Annotated in this window: 26 protein-coding genes and 2 tRNA genes; 8 read left to right on the forward strand and 20 right to left on the reverse strand. The window is 34.2% G+C overall.

Annotated features, from left to right (window positions below; genetic code table 11):
- Positions 1-49 precede the first annotated feature (49 nt).
- From tpiA to Y10_RS14895, 5 genes are all read right to left on the reverse strand, one after another.
- The gene (gene tpiA / locus Y10_RS14875; RefSeq protein ID WP_281766208.1) at positions 50-799 is read right to left on the reverse strand and encodes a triose-phosphate isomerase; all 750 of its coding nucleotides are present in this window, start codon (positions 797-799) and stop codon (positions 50-52) included.
- The gene (locus Y10_RS14880) at positions 796-1,314 is read right to left on the reverse strand and encodes a TlpA family protein disulfide reductase (RefSeq protein WP_281766209.1); all 519 of its coding nucleotides are present in this window, start codon (positions 1,312-1,314) and stop codon (positions 796-798) included. The genes tpiA and Y10_RS14880 overlap by 4 nt, the downstream gene beginning before the upstream one ends.
- A gap of 10 nt (positions 1,315-1,324) precedes the next feature.
- Positions 1,325-2,398, reverse strand: a complete 1,074-nt coding sequence (locus Y10_RS14885; RefSeq protein ID WP_281766210.1) for an ABC transporter permease — start codon at positions 2,396-2,398, stop codon at positions 1,325-1,327.
- 3 nt (positions 2,399-2,401) lie between these two features.
- The gene (locus tag Y10_RS14890; RefSeq protein ID WP_281766211.1) at positions 2,402-3,487 is read right to left on the reverse strand and encodes a BT_3928 family protein; all 1,086 of its coding nucleotides are present in this window, start codon (positions 3,485-3,487) and stop codon (positions 2,402-2,404) included.
- Positions 3,488-3,575: 88 nt separating this feature from the next.
- Positions 3,576-4,118, reverse strand: a complete 543-nt coding sequence (locus Y10_RS14895) for a DUF1599 domain-containing protein (protein ID WP_281766212.1) — start codon at positions 4,116-4,118, stop codon at positions 3,576-3,578.
- Between the two features lie 124 nt (positions 4,119-4,242).
- Between Y10_RS14895 and folP the strand changes: the two genes are divergently transcribed.
- Genes folP through cdaA form a run of 3 tightly spaced genes read left to right on the forward strand, consistent with a single transcriptional unit; the run spans position 4,243 to position 6,619 of the window.
- On the forward strand, positions 4,243-5,079 hold the full coding sequence (gene folP / locus Y10_RS14900; RefSeq protein WP_281766213.1) for a dihydropteroate synthase: 837 nt from the start codon (positions 4,243-4,245) through the stop codon (positions 5,077-5,079).
- The gene (locus Y10_RS14905; protein ID WP_281766214.1) at positions 5,076-5,795 is read left to right on the forward strand and encodes a hypothetical protein; all 720 of its coding nucleotides are present in this window, start codon (positions 5,076-5,078) and stop codon (positions 5,793-5,795) included. The genes folP and Y10_RS14905 overlap by 4 nt, the downstream gene beginning before the upstream one ends.
- A gap of 32 nt (positions 5,796-5,827) precedes the next feature.
- The gene (cdaA, locus tag Y10_RS14910) at positions 5,828-6,619 is read left to right on the forward strand and encodes a diadenylate cyclase CdaA (RefSeq protein WP_309297837.1); all 792 of its coding nucleotides are present in this window, start codon (positions 5,828-5,830) and stop codon (positions 6,617-6,619) included.
- Positions 6,620-6,684: 65 nt separating this feature from the next.
- On the opposite strand, the gene Y10_RS14915 is transcribed toward cdaA, so the two are convergent.
- Together Y10_RS14915 and truA are read right to left on the reverse strand one after the other, a co-directional pair.
- Positions 6,685-8,460: an ABC transporter ATP-binding protein gene (locus Y10_RS14915; RefSeq protein ID WP_281766215.1), complete on the reverse strand. Its 1,776-nt coding sequence runs from the start codon at positions 8,458-8,460 to the stop codon at positions 6,685-6,687.
- Positions 8,453-9,196, reverse strand: a complete 744-nt coding sequence (truA, locus tag Y10_RS14920; RefSeq protein WP_281766216.1) for a tRNA pseudouridine(38-40) synthase TruA — start codon at positions 9,194-9,196, stop codon at positions 8,453-8,455. Before truA ends, Y10_RS14915 begins: the two co-directional genes overlap by 8 nt.
- A 72-nt stretch (positions 9,197-9,268) precedes the next feature.
- Here truA and Y10_RS14925 point away from each other — a divergent pair, with 72 nt between their 5' ends.
- Positions 9,269-9,760, forward strand: a complete 492-nt coding sequence (locus tag Y10_RS14925) for a metallophosphoesterase family protein (protein ID WP_281766217.1) — start codon at positions 9,269-9,271, stop codon at positions 9,758-9,760.
- A gap of 62 nt (positions 9,761-9,822) precedes the next feature.
- On the opposite strand, the gene Y10_RS14930 is transcribed toward Y10_RS14925, so the two are convergent.
- Complete coding sequence (locus Y10_RS14930) at positions 9,823-10,230, reverse strand: DUF4293 domain-containing protein (protein ID WP_281766218.1); 408 nt, start codon at positions 10,228-10,230, stop codon at positions 9,823-9,825.
- Positions 10,231-10,429: 199 nt separating this feature from the next.
- On the opposite strand from Y10_RS14930, the gene rho reads away from it, so the two are divergent.
- On the forward strand, positions 10,430-12,154 hold the full coding sequence (gene rho, locus Y10_RS14935) for a transcription termination factor Rho (RefSeq protein ID WP_281766219.1): 1,725 nt from the start codon (positions 10,430-10,432) through the stop codon (positions 12,152-12,154).
- A gap of 344 nt (positions 12,155-12,498) precedes the next feature.
- On the opposite strand, the gene rpsT is transcribed toward rho, so the two are convergent.
- The 4 genes from rpsT to proS form a co-directional block, all read right to left on the reverse strand.
- The gene (gene rpsT / locus Y10_RS14940; RefSeq protein ID WP_281766220.1) at positions 12,499-12,753 is read right to left on the reverse strand and encodes a 30S ribosomal protein S20; all 255 of its coding nucleotides are present in this window, start codon (positions 12,751-12,753) and stop codon (positions 12,499-12,501) included.
- Between the two features lie 64 nt (positions 12,754-12,817).
- Positions 12,818-12,889, reverse strand: a tRNA-Glu gene (locus Y10_RS14945).
- A 32-nt stretch (positions 12,890-12,921) separates the two neighbouring features.
- Positions 12,922-12,993, reverse strand: a tRNA-Glu gene (locus tag Y10_RS14950).
- A 75-nt stretch (positions 12,994-13,068) separates the two neighbouring features.
- Positions 13,069-14,547 carry a proline--tRNA ligase gene (gene proS / locus Y10_RS14955; RefSeq protein WP_281766221.1) on the reverse strand — a complete coding sequence of 493 codons (1,479 nt, stop codon included), beginning with the start codon at positions 14,545-14,547 and terminating at the stop codon, positions 13,069-13,071.
- A gap of 100 nt (positions 14,548-14,647) precedes the next feature.
- On the opposite strand from proS, the gene Y10_RS14960 reads away from it, so the two are divergent.
- Both Y10_RS14960 and Y10_RS14965 read left to right on the forward strand, forming a co-directional pair.
- A complete protein-coding gene (locus Y10_RS14960; protein ID WP_281766222.1) occupies positions 14,648-15,649 on the forward strand; it encodes a hypothetical protein in 1,002 nt (333 codons plus the stop codon).
- A 49-nt stretch (positions 15,650-15,698) separates the two neighbouring features.
- Entirely contained in the window at positions 15,699-17,249 is a 1,551-nt protein-coding gene (locus Y10_RS14965) for an OmpP1/FadL family transporter (RefSeq protein WP_281766223.1), read from the forward strand.
- Between the two features lie 67 nt (positions 17,250-17,316).
- Here the strand turns inward: Y10_RS14965 and Y10_RS14970 are convergent, their stop codons facing one another.
- Together Y10_RS14970 and Y10_RS14975 are read right to left on the reverse strand one after the other, a co-directional pair.
- Entirely contained in the window at positions 17,317-17,892 is a 576-nt protein-coding gene (locus Y10_RS14970; RefSeq protein ID WP_281766224.1) for a porin family protein, read from the reverse strand.
- A 303-nt stretch (positions 17,893-18,195) separates the two neighbouring features.
- The gene (locus tag Y10_RS14975; protein WP_281766225.1) at positions 18,196-18,819 is read right to left on the reverse strand and encodes a porin family protein; all 624 of its coding nucleotides are present in this window, start codon (positions 18,817-18,819) and stop codon (positions 18,196-18,198) included.
- 361 nt (positions 18,820-19,180) lie between these two features.
- Between Y10_RS14975 and xerD the strand changes: the two genes are divergently transcribed.
- A complete protein-coding gene (xerD, locus tag Y10_RS14980; RefSeq protein WP_281766226.1) occupies positions 19,181-20,080 on the forward strand; it encodes a site-specific tyrosine recombinase XerD in 900 nt (299 codons plus the stop codon).
- Here the strand turns inward: xerD and Y10_RS14985 are convergent.
- The 6 genes from Y10_RS14985 to Y10_RS15010 all read right to left on the reverse strand — a co-directional run bounded on the left by Y10_RS14985 (position 20,077) and on the right by Y10_RS15010 (position 26,798).
- Positions 20,077-21,444, reverse strand: coding sequence for a M28 family peptidase (locus tag Y10_RS14985; RefSeq protein ID WP_281766227.1), 1,368 nt, complete (start codon positions 21,442-21,444; stop codon positions 20,077-20,079). The genes xerD and Y10_RS14985 overlap by 4 nt on opposite strands.
- Position 21,445: 1 nt before the next feature.
- Entirely contained in the window at positions 21,446-22,321 is an 876-nt protein-coding gene (locus tag Y10_RS14990; protein ID WP_281766228.1) for a PPK2 family polyphosphate kinase, read from the reverse strand.
- A gap of 8 nt (positions 22,322-22,329) precedes the next feature.
- Entirely contained in the window at positions 22,330-23,496 is a 1,167-nt protein-coding gene (locus tag Y10_RS14995) for a sigma-54-dependent transcriptional regulator (RefSeq protein WP_281766229.1), read from the reverse strand.
- Between the two features lie 2 nt (positions 23,497-23,498).
- Complete coding sequence (locus Y10_RS15000) at positions 23,499-24,374, reverse strand: hypothetical protein (RefSeq protein ID WP_281766230.1); 876 nt, start codon at positions 24,372-24,374, stop codon at positions 23,499-23,501.
- Positions 24,375-24,558: 184 nt separating this feature from the next.
- Positions 24,559-25,863: an ABC transporter permease gene (locus Y10_RS15005; RefSeq protein ID WP_281766231.1), complete on the reverse strand. Its 1,305-nt coding sequence runs from the start codon at positions 25,861-25,863 to the stop codon at positions 24,559-24,561.
- On the reverse strand, positions 25,860-26,798 hold the full coding sequence (locus Y10_RS15010) for an ABC transporter ATP-binding protein (protein WP_281766232.1): 939 nt from the start codon (positions 26,796-26,798) through the stop codon (positions 25,860-25,862). Before Y10_RS15010 ends, Y10_RS15005 begins: the two co-directional genes overlap by 4 nt.
- Positions 26,799-26,879: the final 81 nt, after the last annotated feature.

Genomic DNA, 26,879 nt, shown 5'->3' on the forward strand with positions numbered 1-26,879 from the left:
AGGACCCGCAAATGCGAGTCCTTTTTTATCACTAATATATGGTTGCTACTTATAGAGCTTCTACAATAGCTTTAAAATCTCCAGCGTTTAAGGCAGCACCTCCAATTAATCCACCGTCAACATCTTCTTTAGAAAAGATCTCTACAGCATTTCCTGGCTTCACACTTCCTCCATAAAGAATAGAAACACCTTGCGCTACTTCATCTCCGTATTTATCTGCAATTACTTTTCTAACAAAAGCATGCACTTCTTGAGCTTGTTCTGGAGAAGCTGTTTCTCCTGTACCAATAGCCCATACTGGCTCGTATGCTAATACGATGCTTTTCCAAGCTTCTGCATCTAAATCAAATAGAGCATTTTTAATTTGGCTTTCAACAACATCAAAATACTTATCTGCTTTTCTATCTTCTAACTCTTCACCAAAGCAAAAAATAGTACGCATATCATTTTCTAAAACAGTTTTTACTTTTTTAGCTAACGTTTCGTCAGTTTCAGCAAAGTAAGCTCTTCTTTCAGAGTGACCTAAAATAACCGTTTTAACACCTACGCTTTTTAACATAGTTGCAGACACCTCACCGGTATATGCTCCGTTTTCAGCAAAGTGCATATTCTGAGCTATTACTTCAATAGCGCTATCTTTTAAAGCTTCAAACGCACTATAAAGGTTGGTAAATGCCGGAGCTATCATTACCTCTACTGTAGGTTTTTGTATTTCTTCTTTTAATGCAGTTATTAATGTTTCTGTACCTGCAAGATCATTGTTCATCTTCCAGTTACCTGCAACTATTTTACTTCTCATTGTAAAGATTTTAAATTATTAATTAATTGTTCGTCGTTTGCTTTAATTGCTTTGTAATATGCTATTTTACCGGTTTTGTCTACAATCATATAACGGGGTATCCAATCTAACTTTACATCTTCACACAACTTGCTACCCTTCCATCCTGCTTGAATGTAGTAGTGTTCTCCTACCACATCAAATCTTTCGATTCCTTTTTTCCAAGAATCTACAGCCTTATCTAAAGACAGAAAAAGAAATACGGTATTTCCATCTTTATACTGCGCTTGTAACTTTTTTACTTCTGGCATTCCTTTAATACAGTCAGAGCACCAACTTGCCCAGAAGTCTATGACAACCACTTTGCCTTTGTATTTTTTTAAAACGTCTTTAAAACTAATTTCTTCATTGTTTAATCCTACTACTTTTTCCTTCAACGCCTCTTTAGAAAAAGTTTCTTTCTTCACGTCTGTCTGTGCCTTTACACCCGCAAAAGCCAACATCATGAAAACACATATAATTGTTTTTAATTTCATTCTCTTTAATTTAAATTCTAACTTTTGGATCTAACCAAGCATACATTACATCTACCAAAATATTAATAATAATAAACATAGTTGCTATTACTAATACACTTCCCATAATTACCGGAAGGTCTGAGGTATTTAATGCATCTACAATTTCTTTCCCCAATCCGTTCCAACCAAAAATATACTCTACAAAAACCGCCCCGGCTAACATACTGGCAAACCAGCCAGAAATTGCGGTTACTACCGGATTCAAGGCATTTTTAAACGCATGTTTTGTAACTACTTTATACGTACTTAAACCCTTTGCTTTTGCAGTACGAATATAGTCTAAACTTAAGACTTCTAATAATGAATTTCGCATTAATTGTATCACCACAGCAAGGGGTCTTATACCCAGCACCACCGCTGGCAGAATTAAGTTTTTCCATTGTATGTGAATAGCCTCTCCAAAATCGTCCATTTCATACAAACTACCTGTCATTTTAAGTCCGGTATACTCATGCAGTACATAGCCAAAAATCCAAGCAAATAAAATAGCACTAAAAAATGATGGCACACTCATACCCAAAGTACTTACTACTTGAATACATTTATCTAGCGCATTATCTTTATTTAAAGCTGACACAATACCCAGCACAACTCCAATAATAATAGCTATACAAATGGCACCTACTGCTAGAACAAACGTATTTGGCAACGTATTACCAATAACCTCTGACACCTGCTTACCCGATTTTTGAAAGGAAGTACGCAAAAAGGGTGTTTTAAAAACTACCGCTATAGCCCCAATAGTAAACACTTTTACACCATTGTATTTCTCTGGAGTAAAGTACGTGTAATCGTCTGTATGAGTAGAATGAAAAGAAACTACGGAAAGGTCATTTACATAATACCCATACTGAGTTAGCAAGGGTTTATCAAAACCATACTTTTTTCGCACTATTGCCAATTGCTCACTACTCTCATTCTGATCTAGCATCATCCGCGCCGGATCACTTGGCAACATATTAAACAACACAAAAATAACCGTTACCACTCCCCACAATGTAAGCAGCGCATAGCCTATTTTATGTAGTAGATACTTCAGCAAAAATTATAGTTTTAATTCATCAGCATCGTTATAATGCAGTTTCTGAGTAATCACTCCTTCTTCTATTTTAAGTATTCCTGGGTTGGCTCTTACAATAGTTTTTAACGTAGTTCTATCGGTATAATAAAAATCTATATCAAAACCATATTTTTCTTTATAAGGCTCAGCTTCTTCTGGTAAAGAAGATGTCATTGCAATTACTTTATACCCTGCTTTCAAGGCTTTATCTGTAAGTTCTTTTACTGTTTTTAAACCATCTTCATCTGCCAATGCCAAATCATACGATATCATTACCAAAAGTTTTGGCTCCGCTAACATCTCCTCTGCGTAATCGTCACCATATACATCCTCTATCGTAAAATCATGAATTGGTGGCATCCCACCATCTACCAAAGTTTTTGTATCTACCGAAATAAAATCTCCTTCCACCGTTGGGTACTCGCCCATGGTAGTTATTATTTCTTCTTTACCATTTACATTAAACTTCCAGTAAAACTCCGTTACAGACTCAGGCATTTCCATCCCCTCTTTAATAACAGTTCCTACTTTATACGGTCTAAAATCTATAATAGGCAAATGACTTAACACATAATTAGCCAATACAATACATGCAATTAACGAAAGTAAAGAGACTCTAAAAGCAAACTTTTTACTAGCCAATGGCTTTATATGTTTTGCACCAGCAAACAGTAGTAAAATTAATACCAATAATGCTACATCTTTCCAAAAGGTTTCCCAAGGTGTTAGTGAAACCGCATCTCCAAAACAACCACAGTCTGTTACTTTACCTGTTACAGCAGAATATAATGTTAACCCGGTAAAAAACACAATCATTAACAAAAGGCTCCAAAGTGTAAATTTTCTTTTAAAACCTACCAACAGCATAACCCCAACAAGCACCTCAAATATCACTACAAATAATGCTATTGGTAATACTAAAGGTTCTAAGAAAGGCAGATTAAGCACAGGCTCACTAAAGTATTCCTCTAACTTAAAAGAGAACCCCATTGGGTCTACCAGTTTTACAAATCCGCTTAGTATAAATAATACCCCTACTAAGAATCTACATATATGGGTTACAAATTTCATTACAAGTTATTTTTAGTTAGTTAAGATAAGACTATGAAAATATATTAAGCCATCTCGTTAGCCGCTTAAATATAATTTCACAAAGTGTTTACTCTTGGTGACGAAGTAAAACCATAGCAAACACCGAATAGTTTATCATATCTTGGTAATTGGCATCAATTCCTTCAGAAACCAATGTCTTCCCTTTATTATCTTCTATTTGTTTTACGCGTAGTAATTTTTGCAAAATTAAATCTGTAAGAGAGCTAATACGCATTTCTCTCCATGCCTCGCCATAGTCATGGTTTTTATTTTCCATCAACCCTTTGGTTTCTGCAATATGCTTTTCATATAGCTCAACTGCTTTATCTGCATCTAAATCGGGTTTTTCTGCAACTCCCAATTCCAACTGAATTAAAGCCATAATAGAATAGTTAATGATACCAATAAATTCAGCGGTTTCATCTTCCTCTATTTTTTGCACTTCATTCTCTTGAAGTCCTCTAATACGTTGTGCTTTAATAAAAATCTGATCTGTTAAAGATGGAAGTCTAAGAATACGCCAAGCACTTCCGTAATCTTTCATTTTTTTAGCAAAAAGTTCCTTGCAAACTGCAATCACTTCATCATATTGCTTCGATGTTTTTTGCATGTGTTCTTACAAATTTCCGTAAATTTCGCTTAAATATTTGAATTGTTCAAAAGTGATTCCTTAAACTTTAAAATTTCAGGGATAGAATTACAGACAATCATTTAAAAATCAATTAGTACGTATAATGACCATAAACTGCAACGGCAACTTAATAGACCTCTCATCTCCTAAAATTATGGGGATACTAAATGTTACTTCCGACTCTTTTTTTGACGGAGGTAGCTACACCAATCCGCAATCTATTGTGAAGCAATGTGAAAAACTACTGAGTGAAGGTGCCGATATAATAGACCTAGGAGCCTATAGCTCTAGACCCGGAGCTATTGACATAAGTGAGTCAGAAGAGATAGCTAAAATAAGTAGTGCTACTGAAATTATACTAAAGCACTTTCCCGAAACTATTATTTCAATAGATACCTTTAGAGCCAAAGTAGCCAACGCTGGTATAGCCGCTGGAGCCGCTATTATTAATGATATTTCAGGTGGTGATCTTGATGATAAAATGTTTGAAACTGTTGCCAACTTAAACGTGCCTTATATTTTAATGCACATGAAGGGCAATCCTCAAAACATGCAAACGCAAACTAGCTATAAAAACATTACTACAGATGTTAATCTGCATTTATCTGAAAAAATAGCCAAAGCCAAATCGTACGGTATGAATGATATTATTATAGACCCTGGTTTTGGTTTTGCTAAAACGCTTGAACAAAATTATGAATTAATGAATCATTTAGAAATGTTACATTTTCATAACTTACCCATACTTGTAGGCATCTCTAGAAAGTCCATGATTTATAAATTATTTAATAGCACCCCGCAGGAAGCCTTAAACGGAACCACCATTTTAAACACCATTGCACTACAAAAAGGAGCCCATATTTTAAGAGTGCACGATGTAAAAGAAGCCAAAGAATGTATTACCATTTACCAACAATTAAATTCAACCGCTGTAAAATGAAAAAACTAATTCTTTTAATAAGTGCTATTTGCCTATTCTCTTGTGGTAAGCAAAAAACTATTGAATTACCAGAAACTTTAAGCAGTGACACCACAGAAATGGAAGACTACTCTCCGGCTTATTTGTTCTACAATACAGAGAATAAGGACTCTATTGAATTAAACAGAAAGAACCTAATTATTACCACCAATTGGGTATTACATATAGACAAGAGGTTAAAGCTATACCAAGCCATTCCTACCATTAAAATACTACAAGCAAAAAAGGCCGATGCTAAAATGCACAAAAATGAGGACGCTAAAAATTACCTTACCGTAAATGATAAAACTATTGAAAATTTAGGTTTTATAGACTTTACAGAAACTGAGTTTGTTTATGACACGGCATTCTCTAAGTTTTATATAGATGACAACCCAGAAAAGTTTACAGAAACCTTTCCTCTAACAGTAAACTTTAAACAAAATAATGGCGTTACCTTAAACCAAACTGAAACTACCAAAGAAGAATTGGTAGACTTCATAAAAGAATTTTCTGCTGCTTCTGCCATGGGAAGAGCTCCTCTTATTTATCTTAATTTTGATAAACACGTAACCTATCAAGATTATATAACTGACTTACAATTGGTAAAAAAAGCAATTGGAGACTCTATAAAACTATCGCCAATACAATTTATATATGACGAGACGAAACTACCCGATTGTGGTTGTACTCTGTAATTAAAATTTATACATTTACAAAAAAAGCAGCTTTGAAAAACCCTCTGAATTTTCTGGATTTTAGCCCTGTAGATCTAATTGATATCTTTTTGGTTGCTTCGCTATTGTATTACCTCTACAAATTAATAAAGGGTACAGCTGCGGTAAATATATTTATTGGTATTGTTATTATCTATGTTATTTTTCAAATAACAAAGCTGCTTCAAATGGAGCTGCTTAGTAGTATTTTTGACAACTTTTTTGAAGCAGGCTACCTAGCACTTATCTTGGTATTTCAGCAAGAAATAAGAAAATTCCTTTTAATGGTAGGGTCTTATAACTTTACCACAAAAAAGAGTTTAATAAGACATTTTCACTTCTTGAAAAACCAAAACAAAGAAAGCATCAATACCGATGTTAGACTTATTGTACAAGCTTGTAAAAAACTTGCTATTACCAATACAGGAGCACTTATAGTTTTGCAGCGCAACGGATCGTTAGATTTTGTGAAAAATACCGGAGACGAGATGAATGCCATTGTAAACATACCATTAATAGAAAGTATCTTTTTTAAAAACAGCCCCCTGCATGATGGTGCCATTATTATTAAAGAAAATAAATTGGTAGCTACCCGTGTTATTCTACCTGTATCTAACGAGCGTACCATACCACAACGTTTTGGTTTACGCCATAGAGCAGCCTTAGGCATTACCGAAAAAACAGATGCTGTAGCACTCACAGTCTCTGAAGAAACCGGACAAATTTCTTATATGAAAAACGGAGAATTTGTATTGTTTAATGACCACGATGAACTTATGAATATCATGTCTGAAGACTTATCATAAACTACTAGTTCACAAAACTCATTAAAGCAATTTCATATCTAAGTAGCAATAAAGCAAACAGTTTATTAGCGGTTTACTTTTTCTTCTGCCATAAATTGTACTTCATATAAGTTTCTATAGTAACCATTTTCCATAGCTAATAATTCTTTATGGGTACCAGTTTCTACAATTTCACCAGCATCCATTACTATAATCTTAGAAGCTTTTTTAATAGTTGCCAAACGGTGCGCAATTACTATAGAAGTTCTATTTTCAGTAATACGCTCAGTAGCTTGCTGAATTAACTTTTCTGAATATGAATCTACAGAAGAGGTAGCCTCATCCAAAATTAAAATACTCGGATTACTCACATACGCTCTCAAAAACGCAATTAACTGTCGTTGCCCAGAAGACAACATAGTACCACGCTCTTTAACATTATAATGATAACCACCTGGTAAACTACTAATAAAATCGTGCACACCAATATCTTTAGCGGCTTGTATTACATGAGCCTCTTTAATATCTGGGTTTTTCAACGTAATATTATTTAAAATACTATCGGCAAATAAAAACACATCTTGCAATACAATAGCAATATTACTACGTAAAGACTGAAGAGTATACTGTGTAATATTTACTCCATCTACTTTAATAGCCCCAGATTGAATTTCATAAAAACGATTCAATAAGTTAATAATAGTAGACTTTCCGGCACCTGTTGCTCCTACAATAGCAACGGTTTCCCCTTGCTGTACATTAAAAGAAATACCGTGTAAAACTTCCTCACCTTCTATGTAGCCAAAATGTACCTTTTCAAAATCAATAGTTCCCTTAATATCATTAGCCACTTTGGTCCCGTTATCATCTATATAACTTTCAGTATCTAAAATACCAAAAACACGCCCCGCAGCAACCATTCCCATTTGCAAACCATTAAACTTCTCAGCAATTTGGCGTAAAGGTCTAAACAACATGTTTATCAGTAAAATAAACATAATCACTGTTCCTAAATCATTATCACCAGATTTCACAGCATTTAACCCACCAAACCAAACAACTAAACCTACTACTATAGAAGAAACCATTTCTATAACCGATATAAAAATAGAGTTATACCATACTGTAGAAATCCATGATTTTTTATGACGGTCGTTAATCTCTTTAAATCGCTTATACTCCTGCTCTTCTCTAGCAAAAATTTGTAATATTTTAATTCCCGTAATACGTTCCTGTACAAATGAATTTAAGTTGGATACTTCCTTTCTCACCTCAATAAAGGCTTTTTTCATAGCTCTTTGAAACAAGAAAGTAGCATATAAAATTACAGGAAAAATACAGACCACTATCAATGTTAATCTCCAATCAAAGTATAGCATTACGCCTAGAAACACTACTATTTTTAGTAAGTCACTAATAATTTCAAAAAATCCATTACTAAAAATTTCGCCTATACGCTCCATGTCTTGTACGGCTCTGGTAACTAAAAGACCTACTGAAGACTTATCATAATACTTCATTCTAAAACGAAGCATATGTTTAAAAAGCTTAATTCTAATATCTTTTATGAGATTTTGCCCTAGCCAGCTAGAAAAATAATTATAAGACCACTGCATACCTACCTCTAAAAACAGAGCAGCAACCATTAAAATACAAATAAACAGCAGCCCCTGTTCATCTTGATCTGCCATATACGTATTTACCGAGTAATTCACCATTATTGGTCGAACTACCGCTAAAAAAGCCAATAATATAGCGGAAAATACCACAAAATTATATGTAGGTTTATAAGGTTTTGTGTAGGTTACAAGTCTTTTAATCAATTTAAAATCAAAAGCTTTTCCTGATGTTTCTTTACTCATTAATATCTATATAAGGATATTCTACTTTTGTTAAATACAAGGCATGCCCCGGCACAGACACTCCCGCCTTACTTCTATCTCTACTTTCTACTACCGCTTGCACATTGCTTATCTCACTTTTACCAAGCCCTACCTCTAATAAAGTACCTACTACAGCACGCACCATATTTCTTAAAAATCGATCTGCTTGAATAGTAAACACCAAGGTATCACCTTTCCATTCCCAATGTGCTTTCATCAATTTACAAATATAGGTCTTAACATCGGTATTAGATTTAGAGAAACACTTAAAATCTTCATAACTAAAAAGCAATTCAGCTGCTTTATTCATCTTCTCTACATCAATATCTTTATGTACCAAATAAGCATAATCAGTTAAAAACGGATTTTTTCTATTCACTATCCAATATTCATAGGTTCTGCTTGTGGCATCAAAACGCGCATGAGCATCATCCGCTACCAAGTGAAGTGCATGTATAGCAATATCCTTTGGCAAAAAAGAATTTAACTTATGAACTAAATTATCATCTACGGGCTCTTCTACATCAAAATGAGCAAACATTTGTTTCGCATGTACACCCGCATCGGTTCTACCAGCTCCCACAATAGTCATTTCCCTACGCAACATAGTAGACAATGCCTTTTCTAAAACCTCTTGTACAGAAATTGCGCTTGGCTGATTTTGCCAACCGTGGTACCCTGCCCCATTATAAGAAAACTCTAAAAAGTATCTCAAAAGAAATAAGTATTTTTGTATACAATCTGCAAAGATACATAGAACCATTTACTTTTTTCAACAGCATTCTAAATGACCCGAATTTTACTCCTTTCAGACACTCATAGCCATATAGATGACTCCATATTAAAATATGTAAAAATGGCCGATGAAGTATGGCACGCAGGTGATATAGGCGATATAACAGTAACCGATACCATAAAAGCATTGAAACCATTAAAAGCAGTCTACGGAAATATAGACAATCATGTAGCACGCGCAGAATTCCCTGAAAACAATCGGTTTTTTTGTGAAGGTGTAGATGTTTGGATAACCCACATTGGTGGTTACCCTAATAAATACAACCCTAGAGTTAAGGAAGAAATCACCAAGAACCCTCCAAAATTATTTATCTGTGGGCACTCTCACATACTAAAGGTTATGTGGGACAAAAAACTAAATTTACTACATATGAACCCTGGTGCCTGTGGTAAACACGGATTTCATAAAGTAAGAACCATGTTACGTTTTGTTATAGACGGTAATGATATAAAAGACTTAGAAATTATTGAACTTTCTAATTAAAACAACAAAAAGCCCGGTATAACCGGGCTTTTCTACGCACTAATACTACTAAGATGTTAGGTTTATCGTAATCGATCAACTGATTTTACAAGATCTTCATCCTTTTTAATTGCTCTATTAGCGAGCACAAGAAAAACGATAGAAATGATCGGAAGAAGCATCCCAATACCCTTCTCAGAAGTTTCCACTTCTCCGGATATAGTTAGCGACCAATACACAAATAATCCTAGTAAGATAAGATTTAATATCATGTTCAATCTGTTTATCACAAATTGATTTTTTCTATTCTTAAAAGATACAATAGCACCAATACCTAATAATGCAGACACTATAAAAGCAACCATATACATCATATTGTCATATGCCATTACAGCCACTCCATTTTCGGTATACATTGACAGTAAAAACGACAATACTCCATTTAGTATTACCACTATCAACAGGTATAAAGTTTGTATGCGTTGTATCATTTCTTAAAATTCGACCACAAAAGTATAACTTCTGTTTGAAAAAAGCGCAAAAAAAATTATTGTATTCGTAAAAAATAATTTGTAATATTGTGAAACCTATTCGTAGCACACATAATATCGACATATCGATAGTCTTCGAAAATTTTTCAATTTATATTTTCATTTTCAACTTCAACACTTAAACATATTTTCATTATAAATGTTTGAAATAACAGATTTAAAAGCTAAAAAACTATCTGAACTACAAGAAATAGCCAAGGCTATTGATGTACCTAAATTCAGAAGTTTAAAAAAAATGGATTTGATCTACCAAATCCTTGATGTTCAGGCTGCAGACCCTCAATCTGTTGCTCAGGAAAAGAAGGAAAGTAGTGCTGAGGAAACCCCTACAGAAACTACAAATGCTAAGGACACAGCACCAAAGGCTAAACGTGCACGCACAAGAGTATCTAAAAAGATTACTCCGGAAAAAAAACCTGCTGAAAATACAGATACACCAGCTCCTGTAGCTGAAAAAACTGAACCCGAAGCAAAGAAAGAAGCACCAGCAAAAATAAAAGCTGAAGCCCCTAAACAACAAGCTACACCTCAAAAAGAAACTGCTACTGAAAAGGATAATAAACCTCAAAATAAAGAGCAGCGTAGAGATAATAATAGAGACGATTTCAAAAAACGTGACAACAACAATAACAAGAAAGAATTCTCTAAAAACACCAATAACCACCGCAATCAAAATCATAAAAACAATAACGAGAAGGATAACTTTAATAAAGATACCCGAAACCGTTATAGAGAACCTGATTTTGAATTTGACGGAATTATTGAAAGTGAAGGTGTACTAGATATAATGCAAGACGGATATGGCTTTTTACGCTCATCCGATTATAATTACCTATCATCTCCTGATGATATTTACGTATCGCAATCTCAAATTAGATTGTTCGGATTAAAAACAGGAGACACTGTACTTGGTAACGTTAGACCACCAAAAGAAGGAGAAAAGTATTTCCCTTTAATTAAGGTTAATAAAATTAACGGATTAGAACCACAGGTAGTAAGAGACCGTGTTTCTTTTGAACACCTTACTCCATTATTCCCTGATGAGAAGTTTGCTATAGCCGATAAGAACAGTACTGCCTCTACCAGAATCATGGATCTATTTGCTCCTATTGGTAAAGGACAACGTGGTATGATTGTATCGCAACCTAAAACTGGTAAAACAATGTTATTAAAAGACATTGCTAACGCCATAGCTGCAAACCACCCAGAAGTATACCTTATAGTATTACTAATTGACGAAAGACCTGAAGAGGTTACCGACATGCAACGTAATGTAAAAGGTGAAGTTATTGCTTCTACTTTTGACAAAGAAGCTACCGAACACGTTCGTGTTGCCAATATTGTTTTAGAAAAATCAAAGCGACTAGTAGAATGCGGACATGATGTTGTTATCTTACTAGACTCTATTACACGTTTAGCTAGAGCATACAACACTGTACAACCTGCATCTGGCAAAGTATTAAGTGGTGGTGTAGATGCTAATGCATTACACAAACCAAAACGTTTCTTTGGTGCCGCAAGAAATATTGAAAACGGAGGATCTCTTTCAATTATAGCTACAGCATTAACAGAAACCGGATCTAAAATGGACGAAGTTATCTTTGAAGAATTCAAAGGTACTGGTAACATGGAACTTCAATTAGACAGAAGAATAGCTAACAGAAGAATATTCCCAGCTATTGACCTTGTTTCTTCTTCTACCCGTAGAGATGATTTATTATTAGACGATACAGCATTACAACGTATGTGGATTATGCGTAAGTACATATCTGACATGAACCCTGTAGAGGCTATGGAATTTATGGAACAACGTATTAAACAAACTAGAAATAACGATGAGTTTTTAATGACTATGAATCAGTAACACTCATCCTATCATAAAACTAAAAACCGATACTTAACAGTGTCGGTTTTTTTTATTCCAAATACCAACCCTATAAAAGATTTCAACACCCCAACAACCTTCCCCCTACCAACCACACTAAACACGCTGTTTAGAAGCCACAGAACAAACAAAAGAAGCAAACTGAAACTCCCTAATCTAGATACTTAAAAAAAAGAATACAGAAGACGCTACGCCTAAACCAAAACACCTTATAAAAGTCAAAAGCCGACATTTTACAATGTCGGCTTTCTTTATTCACCAATTAAAACAAAAAAACCTGCATAACAATGCAGGTTCTGTTTTATCTTTCTATTAAAAAGAGCTTAAGCTAAAGAAGCAATTTTCTTAGTTAAACCACTTTTTAAGTTAGCAGCTTTGTTACTATGAATGATGTTTTTCTTAGCTAACTTATCAATCATAGAAGCAACAGTAGGATATAAAGTCTCAGCTTCTTTCTGATCTTCTAAAGAACGTAATTTTTTCAATGCATTACGCATTGTTTTGTGCTGATATTTATTTCTTAAACGAACCGCCTCGTTTCTTCTAATTCTTTTTAATGCTGACTTGTGATTTGCCATTTCTTTTTGTTTTAAACAACCAAAAGGTTCAAAATTTTTACTCTTCTAATATATAACCAAGTTGTAGCCCGTAGGGGAATCGAACCCCTCTTACCAGGATGAAAACCTGGCGTCCTAGCCGATAGACGAACGGGCCAACAATAACAAATAAACTTTTCGTTTACTTAGTAGTCCGTAGGGGAATCGAACCCCTGTTACCAGGATGAAAACCTGGCGTCCTAACCCCTAGACGAACGGACCATCTTTTTCGTTATTGCGGATGCAAAGCTACAACATTTTTTAAACTACGCAACACTTTTTGAAAAAAAATTAAAATTAATATGCTTTTGCAAATAGCACGCGCTTCTTAGACGGCTTACCAGTGTACATACAAACCCCTTCTTCCTCCTTGGAATCCAACGGAATACATCTAATTGTAGCTTTTGTAAGCTCCTGAATTTTTTCTTCTGTCTCTGTTGTACCATCCCAATGCGCTGAAATAAATCCTCCTTTATTTTCTAAAACTTCTTTAAATTCTTCAAAAGAATTCACCTCGGTAATATGAGACGCTCTGTAATCAAATGCCTTTTGGTATATGTTATTTTGAATATCTTCTAGCAACGTTGTTACCGTTTCTACAAGATTTGTAATATCAATTGTTTCTTTTGTGAGCGTATCTCTACGAGCCACCTCTACGGTTCCGTTAGCAAGATCTCTATTTCCTATACCCACGCGTACAGGCACCCCTTTCAACTCATATTCGGCAAACTTCCAACCTGGTTTTTGCGTATCTCTATCATCAAACTTAACAGAAACACCCAACTTCTTCAATTCATCTAAATAAGGCTTTATATGCGCTCTAATAGCCTCTAATTGATCTAAACCTTTGTATATAGGCACTACCACTAATTGAATTGGCGCTAATTTAGGTGGCAACACCAAACCTTGATCATCACTGTGCGTCATTATCAAAGCTCCCATCAATCGGGTAGATACCCCCCAAGAAGTAGCCCAAACATGTTCTTGCTTTCCTTCTTTGGTAGTATATTTAACATCAAATGCTTTCGCGAAATTCTGCCCTAAGAAGTGAGAAGTACCCGCTTGTAGTGCTTTACCATCTTGCATTAATGCTTCTATACAATATGTTTCATCAGCCCCTGCAAATCTTTCTGCTTCGGTTTTAAACCCTTTTACAACAGGTACCGCCATAAAGTCTTCTGCAAACTCTGCATATACATTCATCATTTGTTCTGCCTCTGCCAAAGCTTCTGCTTTCGTAGCATGTGCCGTATGCCCTTCTTGCCATAAGAACTCTGCTGTTCTTAAAAACAAACGCGTTCTCATTTCCCAACGCACAACGTTTGCCCATTGGTTTACAAGAATAGGAAGATCTCTGTAAGATTCAATCCAATTTTTATAAGTATTCCAAATAATAGCTTCAGAAGTTGGTCTTACCACCAATTCTTCTTCTAATTTAGCATCTGGGTCTACTATTAATTTTCCTTTGTTTTCCTCATCACTTTTTAATCTGTAATGAGTAACAACAGCACATTCTTTAGCAAAACCTTCAGCATTTTTTTCTTCCGCCTCAAAAAGACTTTTAGGAACAAAAAGTGGAAAATATGCATTTTCATGTCCAGTTTCCTTAAACATTTTATCTAATTGTGCTTGCATTTTTTCCCAGATAGCATACCCGTAAGGTTTAATAACCATACAACCTCTAACTCCCGAATTCTCAGCTAAATCGGCTCTTACAACCAATTCGTTATACCATTTTGAATAGTCTTCTGCCCTAGTAGTTAACTTTTTGCTCATTATATATATTTTGGCACAAATTTTGCGCTAATGTTAAATAAATAATTGTTTCGACAAAACTAATTATTTTTGTTATGTTCAACAATAAAAAGATGCAATGATGATGACTTTCACTACTCAAAACAAACAAGCCAATATATTTAGATGGACGTTGCTTATAGCACTTCCTGCATTATTGGTTTCCTGTGGCTCATTCCAGGGTTCATCGTATTACGATACAGACGGAATTTACAATGCCGATTACTCTAGAGAAGTTCCTGTTGCAGAAAACAACGTTACTTATGCTTCCGCAGATTATTATAGAGACTACTTTAATGAACTTGCGAACGAAGAAATACCTTCTGATTCTACTGCTTTATACTTTACCAACATAGATGCTTATACCAGTACTAACGAGGTAGTTGACACTACAGACGTCACCACCAATGTAGACTACGGATATGTAGATAATGGCTATGCCGGTTGGGGAAACAACACTTCTGATGTATATGTAAATGTATACAACAATCCTTACGGATATGGTTACGGTTGGGGAGGCTATGGCTACGGATACTCTAGATGGGGTTGGGGCTTAGGCTGGAACACCGGATACTGGGGTATGGGTATGGGATGGTATGACCCTTATTGGTACGGAGGATTCTACGGATATCCAGGTTATGGTTATGGTTACGGATGGGGAGGCTACTATGGTGGATATCCATATTACCATCACCCACGTTACTACAGAAATAATGTTGCTTACGTGAGAGGAAGAAGAAACACTTCTGCCAGAACAGGAGTCGAAAGCATTAGAAGAACTACTAGAAGAGCTGTTAATACCGCAACTAGAAACACAACCGTTACTAGAAGAAGAACAGACAATAACAATTCTACAGTTAGAACAAGAACGAGAACAAATCCAAGAAATTCTAGCTTCCAGATTAGAACTAGAAATAACGGTACTAGAACTAGAAGTAATAACACTAGAACAAGAACTACTACTACACCTAGAACAAACACAAGAAGTACAACAAGATCGTACAGCCCTAGTAGAAGCTATTCTCCAAGCAGATCTGGAGGTGGCGGAAGAACCGGAGGCGGAAGATCTGGAGGAAGAAGATAACAACCCTCTCTATGTACTTGCGTAAACACTAAATTAAATTGCCTTTTTAATGAAAAAATTTGCTTTACTATTAGCTACGGCATTAACTGCCTCAATAGCTACTGCCCAAGATATAAATGACGCTTTACGTTACAGTTCTACTGAATTATCAGGTTCTGCAAGAGTAAGAGCTATGAGTGGCGCCTTTGGCGCACTAGGTGGAGATGTTTCTGCCATAAGCATTAACCCTGCTGGGTCTGCTGTATTTGTTACTTCTGAAATTGGACTTACCATTGGTAATTATAGCACTCAAAACGAGAATAACTTTTTTAACACATTAACTTCTGAGAATAATGACAGATTTGATTTATCACAAGGAGGCTTTGTGTTTGTATTAAACAACACAGACACTGATTCAGATTGGAAGAAATTAAGTTTTGGAGTTAATTATGATCTTACCAATAATTATTCTAATTCCAATTTCATTGCAGGTATCAATCCAAATAATGGAATAGATCAATATTTCCTAGCTTATGCAAACGGAATAGAATTAAGTAACTTAGATTTATTACAAAACGAAAGCATTGATGACTTATACCAATACTTAGGCGAATATTATGGCTTTGGTGCTCAACAAGCGTTTTTAGGATACCAATCTTATATTATTGATCCGCTTACAACAGATACTGATAATACTACCTATATTTCTAACGCCATGTACAGTAATGGTGTTGACCAAGAATATAGCCTTGAAACTAAAGGAGCAAGCAGAAAGTTCTCCTTTAACTTTGGAGCTCAGTATAAAGATTTTCTTCATTTAGGGCTTAATTTAAATAGCCACGTTATAGATTACAAGAAAAGCACTTACTTATCTGAGATAGGTTTTGACCCTTACGTAAATTCTAGTCAACCATACTCTGCTATTCAAGAAACAGGTTTTGAAAATTACTTAGAAGTATATGGTAATGGATTTTCTTTTCAATTGGGAACCATTATAAAAGTTGGAGATCATTTACGCCTAGGCGCTGTTTACGACTCTCCTACTTGGTATAATATAGATGAAGAACTAACTCAAGGTGTATTTGGTGTTTCCATTGATGAAAATGGAGATGAATATAATCCGGATGTTATTTACCCAAACATTGTAAATGTTTACGAAACGTATAGACTAAAAACCCCAGGTAAATTAACAGGTAGTTTAGCTTACGTATTTGGCAAACAAGGGCTATTAAGTTTTGATTACTCTAGAAAAGATTATAGTAACATTAAATTTAAACCTACTAACGACCCTGATTTCAGAAGTGAAAATCAAGTGATTTCTAATACACTAGCGGTAGCTAATACCTATAGAGTTGGTGGTGAGTACAGAATAGAACAACTAAGCTTAAGAGCTGGATACAGATTAGAGGAATCTCCATACAAAAATACAGCCTTAATGGGTGATTTAACAGGATACTCTTTTGGTCTAGGCTATGACTTTGGTGGTACCAAGTTAGATATTTCTTACGACAGAGCAGAGCAAGACAATACTTACCAGTTATATTCCGTAGGACTTACTGATAGAGCAGCTGTAAATAATGTTTTTCAAAATATAATGCTTACAGTTAATTTCAAGTTATAAACTATAAGAAAGAAAAAAAGGGGGAATAAGGGGGAAAAATGAGGTCAATAGTAGTTTTAAGAGTGTTTTAAAACATATATCCTAAACTGAATTGCACAGTTGATAATCTAGCGTATGGGTTACCCATAAAAGCATTTTTAATAAATTGATCCGGAACACCATAGATATATCTACCAGTTACAAAAAATCCGTTGTCGAATTTATAACTTAAACCAGCAACAATACTTGTATCAAAATCTCTAGCAAAATCAGCATCAGGTGTCTCCCCTTCAACTTTCTCCGTTAATTTATAGCCAAATTGCGGTCCAATCTCAAAACTACTATACCCTTCTGCAAAATATATTTTTGCTAAAACAGGCAATTCAACATACGAAAGTTGAAACTCTACAGTGCTTGCATCTCTTTGGATTACTTGAGTACCTTTATCGGAATAAAATAATTCTGGTTGAATAGAAAAAGAATCAGAAAGCGGAAACTCCGATACAAAACCGGCGTTGAAAGATACTCGCGTTTTTTGGCCATAAGGAAACTCTCCAGTAAGGCTTCCTAAATTTACACCAGCTTTTACGCCAAAACTTGCTTGCGCCTGTAGCAAGTAAGAAGTGAACATAGATAACAAAATAAAAAGAACAGTTTTTTTCATAGTTTTTGGTTTACAATTTTTACATAAAGTTAATACAAAAATTTACAACTATCAGATTTACAATAGTTTATATGTTTAATAAAGGAACCGTCCAATTTTATTGAAAAATAATAACCAAATCGATTAAAAACATAACATTATCGCATAAAATTAACAAAATTTAACAGATAACTACCTTATTCTCAGATGTATAAATTTTAAGTAAAATTACAAATATTGCATTAGTGTAAAAAAATTATCGCTAAAGAATAAAAAAAGCAGGACAAACTACATTTATCCTGCTTTTTTATTCCATAATTTATACTAAAACATAAATCCTACACCAAATTGCCACACAGCATTTTTAGCATCTACATTTCCTAGTAGCGATGAATCATCAAATATATTTGTTAAACCATGTGTGTACCTTCCAGACACAAAAAATCCATTATCAAACTTATAAGCAGCACCTAGCGCTACACTGGTTTCAAAATCTTTAACACTTGAATCATCGGCATCAATATCAAAATCACCGCCATCAGAAGTAGGATCAAAATCAACTTCCTCGTTCACTTTAAAACCAAATTGCGGACCTGCCTCTACACTTAATCCTTTTATTAGATAAAGTTTAGCTAACACCGGTACCTGTATATAATCTAACTGATATTCTACATCATCCCCATTATCGTTCTGACGAATATCAAAACCCTGAGCTGAGTATAGTACCTCAGGTTGTATAGAAAAACGGTCACTTATAGGTAACTCAGCCAACAAACCAACATTAAAACTAGTTCTTGACTCCTCCCCATCATTAAAATCATCTGAAGTGATGGTAGATAAATTTAAACCCCCTTTAATACCAATCTGTGGTAAACTTTGATCTGCCTGTGCTTGTACTGCAACTGCCCCCATTAGAAATAAAGCTAATGTTACTAACGTCTTTTTCATAATTTTAAATTTTCTTAATTTTTAATAGCTCTAAATTATAACAGCTAGAATGTTTAAACCGTTAAGAAAATTGGAAACAATGCTTAAAATTTGTGAATACCCTATAACGTTTGCGAAAAAACAATTAAAAATTAAGAATAATATAATCAAAAAAAAACCAGTTTTATTACGATATTATTTTTTTATTAAAGAATTATTGCGTTATTAAAAATAATATTTATATTTGCTATAGTAGTGAACTATTAATTACTAAGGATTTTTTGAAGATTCATTTTGTGTTTGGGGGAATGTAAATATGACTTCAAAAACCGAAACCACCTGCTAGGCAGGTGGTTTTTTTATTTGTACTATATTAGCCTTTATGAAATGGAAAACTGCTATTAAAGATTACACATTTTATTTGAAAATAGAAAGAGGCCTTTCTGACAATTCTGTACAAGGTTATATAAGAGATATAACCAAACTAGAAAAATACTTAGAAGAAAATTCTATTACCACTACACCCCTAGTCATTACCGATGAGATATTGCAACAATTTATATACGAAGCATCAAAAAATTTAAAAGCTACATCACTAGCTAGGCTAATATCTGGAATTAAAAATTTCTTCTCTTATCTGGTTTTTGAAGATTTAAGAAAAGATAATCCTGCTGAATTATTAGAGTCTCCTAAAACTGGTAGAAAACTTCCTGATGTACTGTCTATTGAAGAAATAGACATGCTCATAGCAGCCATTGATTTAAGCTCTCCAGAAGGGCAACGAAATAAAGCTATATTAGAAACACTTTATGGATGCGGTCTAAGAGTTAGTGAACTTATCACCCTAAAGATTTCTGATTTATTTTTTGATGAAGGTTTTATAAAAGTAACTGGTAAAGGAAACAAAGACAGATTTGTTCCTATTGCGAATACAACAATGAAATACATTAATATATATGTACAAGAAATAAGGTGTCACTTAAACATTGACCCACAATTTTCTGACAATGTATTTTTAAACAGAAGAGGAAAACAATTAACAAGAGCGATGATTTTTACTATTATTAAACAACTCTCTGAAAAAATAGGTCTACAGAAGAAAATTAGTCCGCACACCTTCAGACATTCATTCGCTACCCATTTATTACAAAATGGCGCCAATTTAATTGCTATACAACAAATGCTTGGCCACTCTAGCATTACCACTACCGAAATATATATGCACCTAGATAGGCAACACCTATCAGAAGTAATGCAAAACTTTCATCCTCGTAAGCATTAAAAATTGGCATCTATTAGATACATTAAGCTAGCCATAGTAGCTGCTCCTAACTCTAGCTCTCTTTTATTAATTGCATCAAAAGTATCATTTTCTGCATGATGGTAATCAAAGTAGCGCTGCGAATCTGGACGCAAACCAGCCAAGATAACACCAACTGCTTTCAAAGGACCAATATCGGCTCCGCTTCCACCCTTTTCAAAATAATGAATTAAATACGGTTTAAATAATTCTCTCCAACTTTGAATTATTTCTAACTGCTCATCATTACAATCAAAGGCAAAACCTCTAGGAGTAAAGCCTCCTGCATCACTTTCTAATGCAAATAAGTGTTTTTCGTTTTTAGCTTCAGCATCTTTAGCATATTTTAAACCACCATCTAAACCATTCTCTTCATTCATAAACAACACTACTCTAATGGTGTGCTTAGGCTTATATTCAAGTTTCTTAAACAACCTCAACACTTCCATACTTTGCACACAACCAGCACCATCATCATGAGAACCATCACCTAAATCCCAAGAATCTAAATGCCCTCCTACAACCATAATTTCTTCTGGCTTTTCGCTTCCGGTAATTTCACCAATAACATTATAAGATTGCACCTCTCCTTTATAAGAACAAGATTGTTTAAAATAAACCTCTTGTTCAGGTGTTAGCGCTATTATACTACTTAAAATTTCTGCTGCATTCGTACTTATTGCAGCGGCTGGTATGTGTTTATTTAAAGGTAAATCTCCATAACTTACTGTTCCTGTATGCGGATAATCATCCAAACGTAAATTCATAGACCTAACAAAAACACCTACTGCACCTTTTTTTGCTGCAGCCTCTGCCCCGTGCACACGCTGATCTACACATCCTCCATAAGCTTCAAAGGTCTGAATTAAATCTGCCTGCATAGGCCTGTTAAAAAATACTATTTTACCTTTTACCACAGCATCATCCAACGCATTTAACTCTTCTATACTGTGTACCTCCACTACTTGTGCAATAATTCCTGAAGGTGGTGTAGGTCCAGAACCTCCTAATGCGCACAAAGGTAAATTGGTATTAATGTCAGATTTAATATAAGCAACTTCCTTAGCACCTCTTACCCACTTTTTTACTAAAACCGGTTGTAACCAAACCCTATCTAACCCTAAAGCTTCTAACTCTTTCTTGGTGTATTCTACAGCCATTTCTGCCCCTATAGACCCCGTTAATCTACTACCAATACGGTTAGACAGATGATCTAACCAATTATAACTTTTACCATCTAATAAAGAGGTTGAATAGAATTGTTTTAGAATTACTTCATCGCTATTAGTTTGTGCATTATTCACTAAAAAACTAAACAACAACAAAAGGGTAAACATATATTTCATCTTATTCAGACTTAAGTTGATCTATAAAAGTATCTATATTTTTTTGAATTTCAGGATCTAATGTAGGCTCTTTAATATCTTTATATTCCTTAAGCTTCTTGTGCATTATGGAAGTAACTATTAACCTAGCTGCATCTTTATTATCTGAAGGGATAATATGCCAAGGCGTATTTTTAGCAGAGGTATTATTAATAGCATCTTCATAACAAGATTGATATTCATCCCAAAGTTCTCTTTCTTTTAGATCGTCTGGTGAAAACTTCCAATTCTTACGTTTCAGCTCCAGCCTTCTTATTAACCTATCTTTTTGTTCATCCTTAGAAATATGTAAAAAGAATTTGAATACAATGGTACCTGTACTGTAAATATGATTTTCAAAATTATTGATTTGCTTAAACCGCTTTTGCCAAAATTTAGTATCAATATCATCAACAGAATGTATTCCTGGTATTTTTTCTCCTAGAACAAATTCAGGGTGTACCCTACTAATAAGTACATTTTCATAATGTGTTCTGTTAAACACACTGAATTTTCCCTTTTCAGGTAATGCTATGTAATGTCTCCATAGAAAGTCGTGCCTTAATTCTAGTGCAGAAGGACTTTTAAAGCTATGCACCACAATACCACGAGCGTTGAAATCTTTAAAAATTTCACGTATCAAACTATCCTTACCAGCGGTATCCATTCCCTGTATACAAACCAATACCCCATATTTACCATGCGCATATAAGGTATTTTGAAAATCCCCCAACTTCACACGTACTTTTTTAAGTTCCTTTTCTAATTTTAAATCAGAAACTCCAAAATCTTCATGTGTTGGTATGGTTGATAAGTCTACAGGTGTTTTTACTAAATATTTATCCGGATCTATTTTCATCTAAAACATTAAGATTTTCCAGAGAACAATTCTACATCTCCAGCAGATATTTCATTACCTCCTAAAATAATTAAACGCTCTATAACATTACGTAATTCTCTAATATTCCCTGTCCAATCAAATCCTTTCAAAAGTTCTACAGCTTCTTCTGAAAACACTTTTACTGGCGCTCCTTGTTCCTCTGCTATTTTTTTGGTAAAATGATTTATAAGTAAAGGTACATCATCCCTTCTATCATTTAGTGAAGGTACTTCTATTAGTATTACCGCTAAACGGTGATAAAGATCTTCTCTAAACCTACCCTCTTCAATTTCTTTACGCAAGTTTTTATTAGTAGCTGCTACTACACGCACATTTACCTTAATATCTTTATCACTACCTACTCTAGAAATTTTATTTTCTTGTAAGGCTCTCAAAACCTTCGCCTGAGCCGCTAAACTCATATCACCAATTTCATCTAAAAAAATGGTACCATTATTAGCCGCCTCAAACTTACCTGCTCTATCTTTAACAGCAGAAGTAAACGCTCCTTTTACGTGTCCAAATAATTCGCTTTCTATTAATTCAGCAGGAATAGCTGCACAGTTTACCTCTATCATAGGAGATTTACTTCTGGAACTTTGCTCATGCAATTGATGCGCTACAAGTTCTTTTCCTGTACCATTGCTACCTGTAATTAACACACGTGCATCGGTAGGAGCCACCTTTTCAATAATTTCTTTTATTTTAGAAATCCCCTCACTATCTCCAATAATCTGATAGTTTTTACTAACCTTTTTTCTAAGACGCTTATTTTCGGTTACCAGGGTTTTGGTATCTAAAGCTATCCTAACGGTATTCAACAACCTATTTAAATCTGGTGGTTTAGATATAAAATCAAAAGCCCCTAAACGCATTGCGTTTACAGCAGTATCTATATCACCATGACCAGAAATCATTACAAAGGCTGTTTCTGGCTTTATTTTTTTTGCTTCTTCTAATACCTCAACACCATCTTTTTTAGGCATTTTAATATCACAAAGCACCAAGTCATAATCGTTATCTTTTATTTTCTCTAATCCCTCTGCACCATCTCCGGCTTCATCTAATTGGTAGGTATCGTTTTCTTCTGAAAGTATTTTTAGCAGCACTCTTCTAATTGCTGCCTCGTCTTCTATTACAAGTATTTTAGACATAGTTAAAATTTAAATCTAATTCCAGTTCTAAAATATAAGGAATTTTTATCATGTATAACGTAGATATCATCCCTATCATTGTTTCGTAACCTATAATCATTATAAACAGAATGTGCTACATACGTATAGAAAAGCAAATGATCTGTAAAATAATACTCATAGCCTACACCCAATAATGCATTAGTCATGGATATATTTTCTGCTAATTTACCATCAACAATTTTATTTTGTTGAATATTAGCAAAGAAATTATCAAGAGTCGCAAAACCTTGAATTCTATGTTTCTCGGTAAGGTAGTAATGCACATTGGTTTTTGGAACTCCTAAGGAATAACTCCACTTACCTAACTCTACATGATAATTTATAAAAGGAAGCGGATAATTTCTACCGGGAGTAGTACTGTACAAAAGTCCTAAAATTAATCTGTATGGCCTATCTAAAGATTCATCTTCTAACCTATTGTTTAAAGCATAAGCCGAAACCAAATATAAATAGTCATCAGATACCATAGCACCATCAAAATTAGATGCTAACCTTACTCCTCCTCTTAATGCAAATCTCCAATGATCGTTGTATTTATGAATATAACCAACCGTACCTTCTATACGCTGAGTAGAACCTAAATCATCAGTTGAAAACGGTACATCATCATTAAATTCTAGGGTAAGATATCTATAGTCAAAAGCAAAAACCAAATAATCATCTTTTATTGGTATAGGCACCTGAGCAAGTGCTCTAAAGCGTTGAATAGAATTATCATCAGATGAATTTGGGATATTCATGTATTCTAACCTAAACAAATCGGTTGTTTGAGCGGTCATAGTTCCTGACACAAACACCATAAACAATAAAAAATGTACAATTAAAGATTTTCTCATAGTAGCAACAATAATGTTAAATAACATTGGACAATGATAGGTCATTATCTAAATTCATTAACAATATCGTTATTAATAAGACTACTCGTTTTCTGTTTCAGAATAATTTATGATAGATTTATAGTTTTATTTGCTTCTTAAGCCCAGTAAACTTAAGGATTTCTTAAAAAGCTACTCTACCAGGCTAATACTTTAACCACTTATACAACTCCTTATAAGAAGGTTTTTTACCATACATTAAAATACCTATTCTATAAATTTTAGCAGCCAACCAAACCACTCCAACAAAAGTTAGGTACAAAATAATTACAGATACTACGATTTCCCATAAATCAACCCCAAACGGAATACGCATTAACATTACAATAGGAGATGTAAATGGTATAAAAGAAAACACTGTGGCAATGGTACCATGCGGATTGTTTATTACTGTAAAAAAGCCAACATACACTGCCAGCATTAACACCATAATTACGGGCATCATAAACTGTTGTGTATCGGTTTCACTGTCAACTGCTGCCCCAATGGAAACATATACAGAACTGTACAACAAATACCCCCCAATAAAATAAATTAGGAATGACACTATTAAGGTAAGTAATGGTAATTTGAAAAATTCTATAACACCATCTTGCACCATGGCTTCCATAGCTCCTGAATTTTCTAACATGGCTTTATGTGGGGTTTCTACTGTAGACAAGTCTACATGAAAAATTGTTGATACCACTACACTAAGTACTACACCTATACATAACCACACTACAAATTGAGTAATACCAGCAAGCGAAGTACCTATAATTTTACCCATCATTAATTTAATAGGCTTAACAGACGATATAATAATTTCTATAATTCTATTGGTCTTTTCTTCAATAACGCTTCGCATAATCATATTACCATATATAATTATAAACATCATTAAAAAATACCCTGCTGCACCACCAAAAACCAGTTTTAAAATATTGGCTGTTTTTGAAGATTCCTCTCCATTAAAATTTTCAATTTTAATGTTTACAGAGGTTGACGCCTTGTGAATATCTTCTACTGAAACTCCATCATTCTTTAAATTACTCTCGAAGGCTTTATTCTCTAGTACCTCAGTGATATAATTTATAACATCCATATTAGGGGCATCTTCTGCAAAAAATACCACATCATCTTTAAGTTTTGTCACTGGCTCATTAGGGATATACAATAAACCATATTTCTCACTTGAAACAACTTGGCTGGTAACTTGTGCAAATTCCTTTTCTGTAGAAACATAATCAAACTCATAGTTTTCATATCCTTCAAAATCATTTGCATACAACCCGGTCTCATCATACACAGAAATCACCTGTTTTTCTGCATTATTAATTTTAGATAAATACGCTACTAAAACAATTAAGCCCGTAAAGATAAGCGGACTTAAAAAGGTCATTATGATAAACGACTTATTGCGTACTTTTTGCAAATACTCTCTCTTTATAATTAATAATAACTGGCTCATGCGTTATGATTATTAACAGCTTTTATAAAAATATCATTTACACTTGGTATCAACTCCTTGAAATGGGTCACAGAAGATTTTTCCATTAAAAAACGTAACAATTCATTAGGTGCGGTTTCTTGAGGAATTTGAATAGTACAAGTAAACTCATCTCCAAGTGTATCAAAATCGGCATCGGCAATCTTAAAACCTCTACTTTCAACATCTGACATTAAAATGGTTTCATTAACACCTTCTAACGCTACCTCATAGGTATGGGTCCTAAACTTACGCTTAACATCTACTAAAGTACCTTCTAAAATTTTATTCGATTTATTTATCAAGGCTATTTCATCACATAGTTCTTCTACAGACTCCATACGGTGGGTAGAAAAAATTACAGTAGCCCCCTGATTTTTCAATCTTAAAATTTCATCTTTAATTAAATTAGCATTAATGGGATCAAAACCACTAAAAGGTTCATCAAAAATCAATAAGTCAGGATTATGAAGAACGGTTACTACAAATTGTATTTTTTGAGCCATCCCTTTAGAAAGCTCTTGTATTTTCTTGTTCCACCAATGTCCTATTTCTAACCTATCAAACCAATACGTTAGTTTTTCTTTGGCTTCGGTTTTACTCAATCCTTTTAACTGCGCTAAATACAAAGCTTGCTCTCCTACCTTCATGCTTTTGTACAACCCACGTTCTTCAGGCAAATATCCTATTTTGGCTATATGTTTAGGCGCTAAGGCTTCTCCATTAAAAAGAATGGTTCCTTCATCTGGATATGTAATTTGATTTAAAATACGGATAAATGAAGTTTTCCCTGCACCATTTGGCCCCAACAACCCGAAGATACTTCCCTTAGGGATACTTAACGATACGTTATTTAGAGCGGTATAATCGCCATATCTCTTATACACATTGGTTGCCTCCAACAGATTCTCTGCCATACATCAAAATTTAATCAAAGGTATTGAAATAGGTATAAACAATTGAATAATTATAAGATTTTTAAGATTGTAAAGGCAGTT

Source organism: Neptunitalea lumnitzerae (assembly GCF_027924185.1).
Lineage (GTDB): Bacteria > Bacteroidota > Bacteroidia > Flavobacteriales > Flavobacteriaceae > Neptunitalea > Neptunitalea lumnitzerae.

Coding starts and splice junctions, on each gene's coding strand:
- tpiA (WP_281766208.1), bottom strand. CDS start 799: ATGAGAAGTAAAATAGTTGCAGGTAACTGGAAGATGAACAATGATCTT.
- Y10_RS14880 (WP_281766209.1), bottom strand. CDS start 1,314: ATGAAATTAAAAACAATTATATGTGTTTTCATGATGTTGGCTTTTGCG.
- Y10_RS14890 (WP_281766211.1), bottom strand. CDS start 3,487: ATGAAATTTGTAACCCATATATGTAGATTCTTAGTAGGGGTATTATTT.
- Y10_RS14895 (WP_281766212.1), bottom strand. CDS start 4,118: ATGCAAAAAACATCGAAGCAATATGATGAAGTGATTGCAGTTTGCAAG.
- folP (WP_281766213.1), top strand. CDS start 4,243: ATGACCATAAACTGCAACGGCAACTTAATAGACCTCTCATCTCCTAAA.
- Y10_RS14905 (WP_281766214.1), top strand. CDS start 5,076: ATGAAAAAACTAATTCTTTTAATAAGTGCTATTTGCCTATTCTCTTGT.
- Y10_RS14915 (WP_281766215.1), bottom strand. CDS start 8,460: ATGAGTAAAGAAACATCAGGAAAAGCTTTTGATTTTAAATTGATTAAA.
- Y10_RS14925 (WP_281766217.1), top strand. CDS start 9,269: ATGACCCGAATTTTACTCCTTTCAGACACTCATAGCCATATAGATGAC.
- Y10_RS14930 (WP_281766218.1), bottom strand. CDS start 10,230: ATGATACAACGCATACAAACTTTATACCTGTTGATAGTGGTAATACTA.
- rho (WP_281766219.1), top strand. CDS start 10,430: ATGTTTGAAATAACAGATTTAAAAGCTAAAAAACTATCTGAACTACAA.
- rpsT (WP_281766220.1), bottom strand. CDS start 12,753: ATGGCAAATCACAAGTCAGCATTAAAAAGAATTAGAAGAAACGAGGCG.
- proS (WP_281766221.1), bottom strand. CDS start 14,547: ATGAGCAAAAAGTTAACTACTAGGGCAGAAGACTATTCAAAATGGTAT.
- Y10_RS14960 (WP_281766222.1), top strand. CDS start 14,648: ATGATGACTTTCACTACTCAAAACAAACAAGCCAATATATTTAGATGG.
- Y10_RS14965 (WP_281766223.1), top strand. CDS start 15,699: ATGAAAAAATTTGCTTTACTATTAGCTACGGCATTAACTGCCTCAATA.
- Y10_RS14970 (WP_281766224.1), bottom strand. CDS start 17,892: ATGAAAAAAACTGTTCTTTTTATTTTGTTATCTATGTTCACTTCTTAC.
- Y10_RS14975 (WP_281766225.1), bottom strand. CDS start 18,819: ATGAAAAAGACGTTAGTAACATTAGCTTTATTTCTAATGGGGGCAGTT.
- xerD (WP_281766226.1), top strand. CDS start 19,181: ATGAAATGGAAAACTGCTATTAAAGATTACACATTTTATTTGAAAATA.
- Y10_RS14985 (WP_281766227.1), bottom strand. CDS start 21,444: ATGAAATATATGTTTACCCTTTTGTTGTTGTTTAGTTTTTTAGTGAAT.
- Y10_RS14990 (WP_281766228.1), bottom strand. CDS start 22,321: ATGAAAATAGATCCGGATAAATATTTAGTAAAAACACCTGTAGACTTA.
- Y10_RS14995 (WP_281766229.1), bottom strand. CDS start 23,496: ATGTCTAAAATACTTGTAATAGAAGACGAGGCAGCAATTAGAAGAGTG.
- Y10_RS15000 (WP_281766230.1), bottom strand. CDS start 24,374: ATGAGAAAATCTTTAATTGTACATTTTTTATTGTTTATGGTGTTTGTG.
- Y10_RS15005 (WP_281766231.1), bottom strand. CDS start 25,863: ATGAGCCAGTTATTATTAATTATAAAGAGAGAGTATTTGCAAAAAGTA.
- Y10_RS15010 (WP_281766232.1), bottom strand. CDS start 26,798: ATGGCAGAGAATCTGTTGGAGGCAACCAATGTGTATAAGAGATATGGC.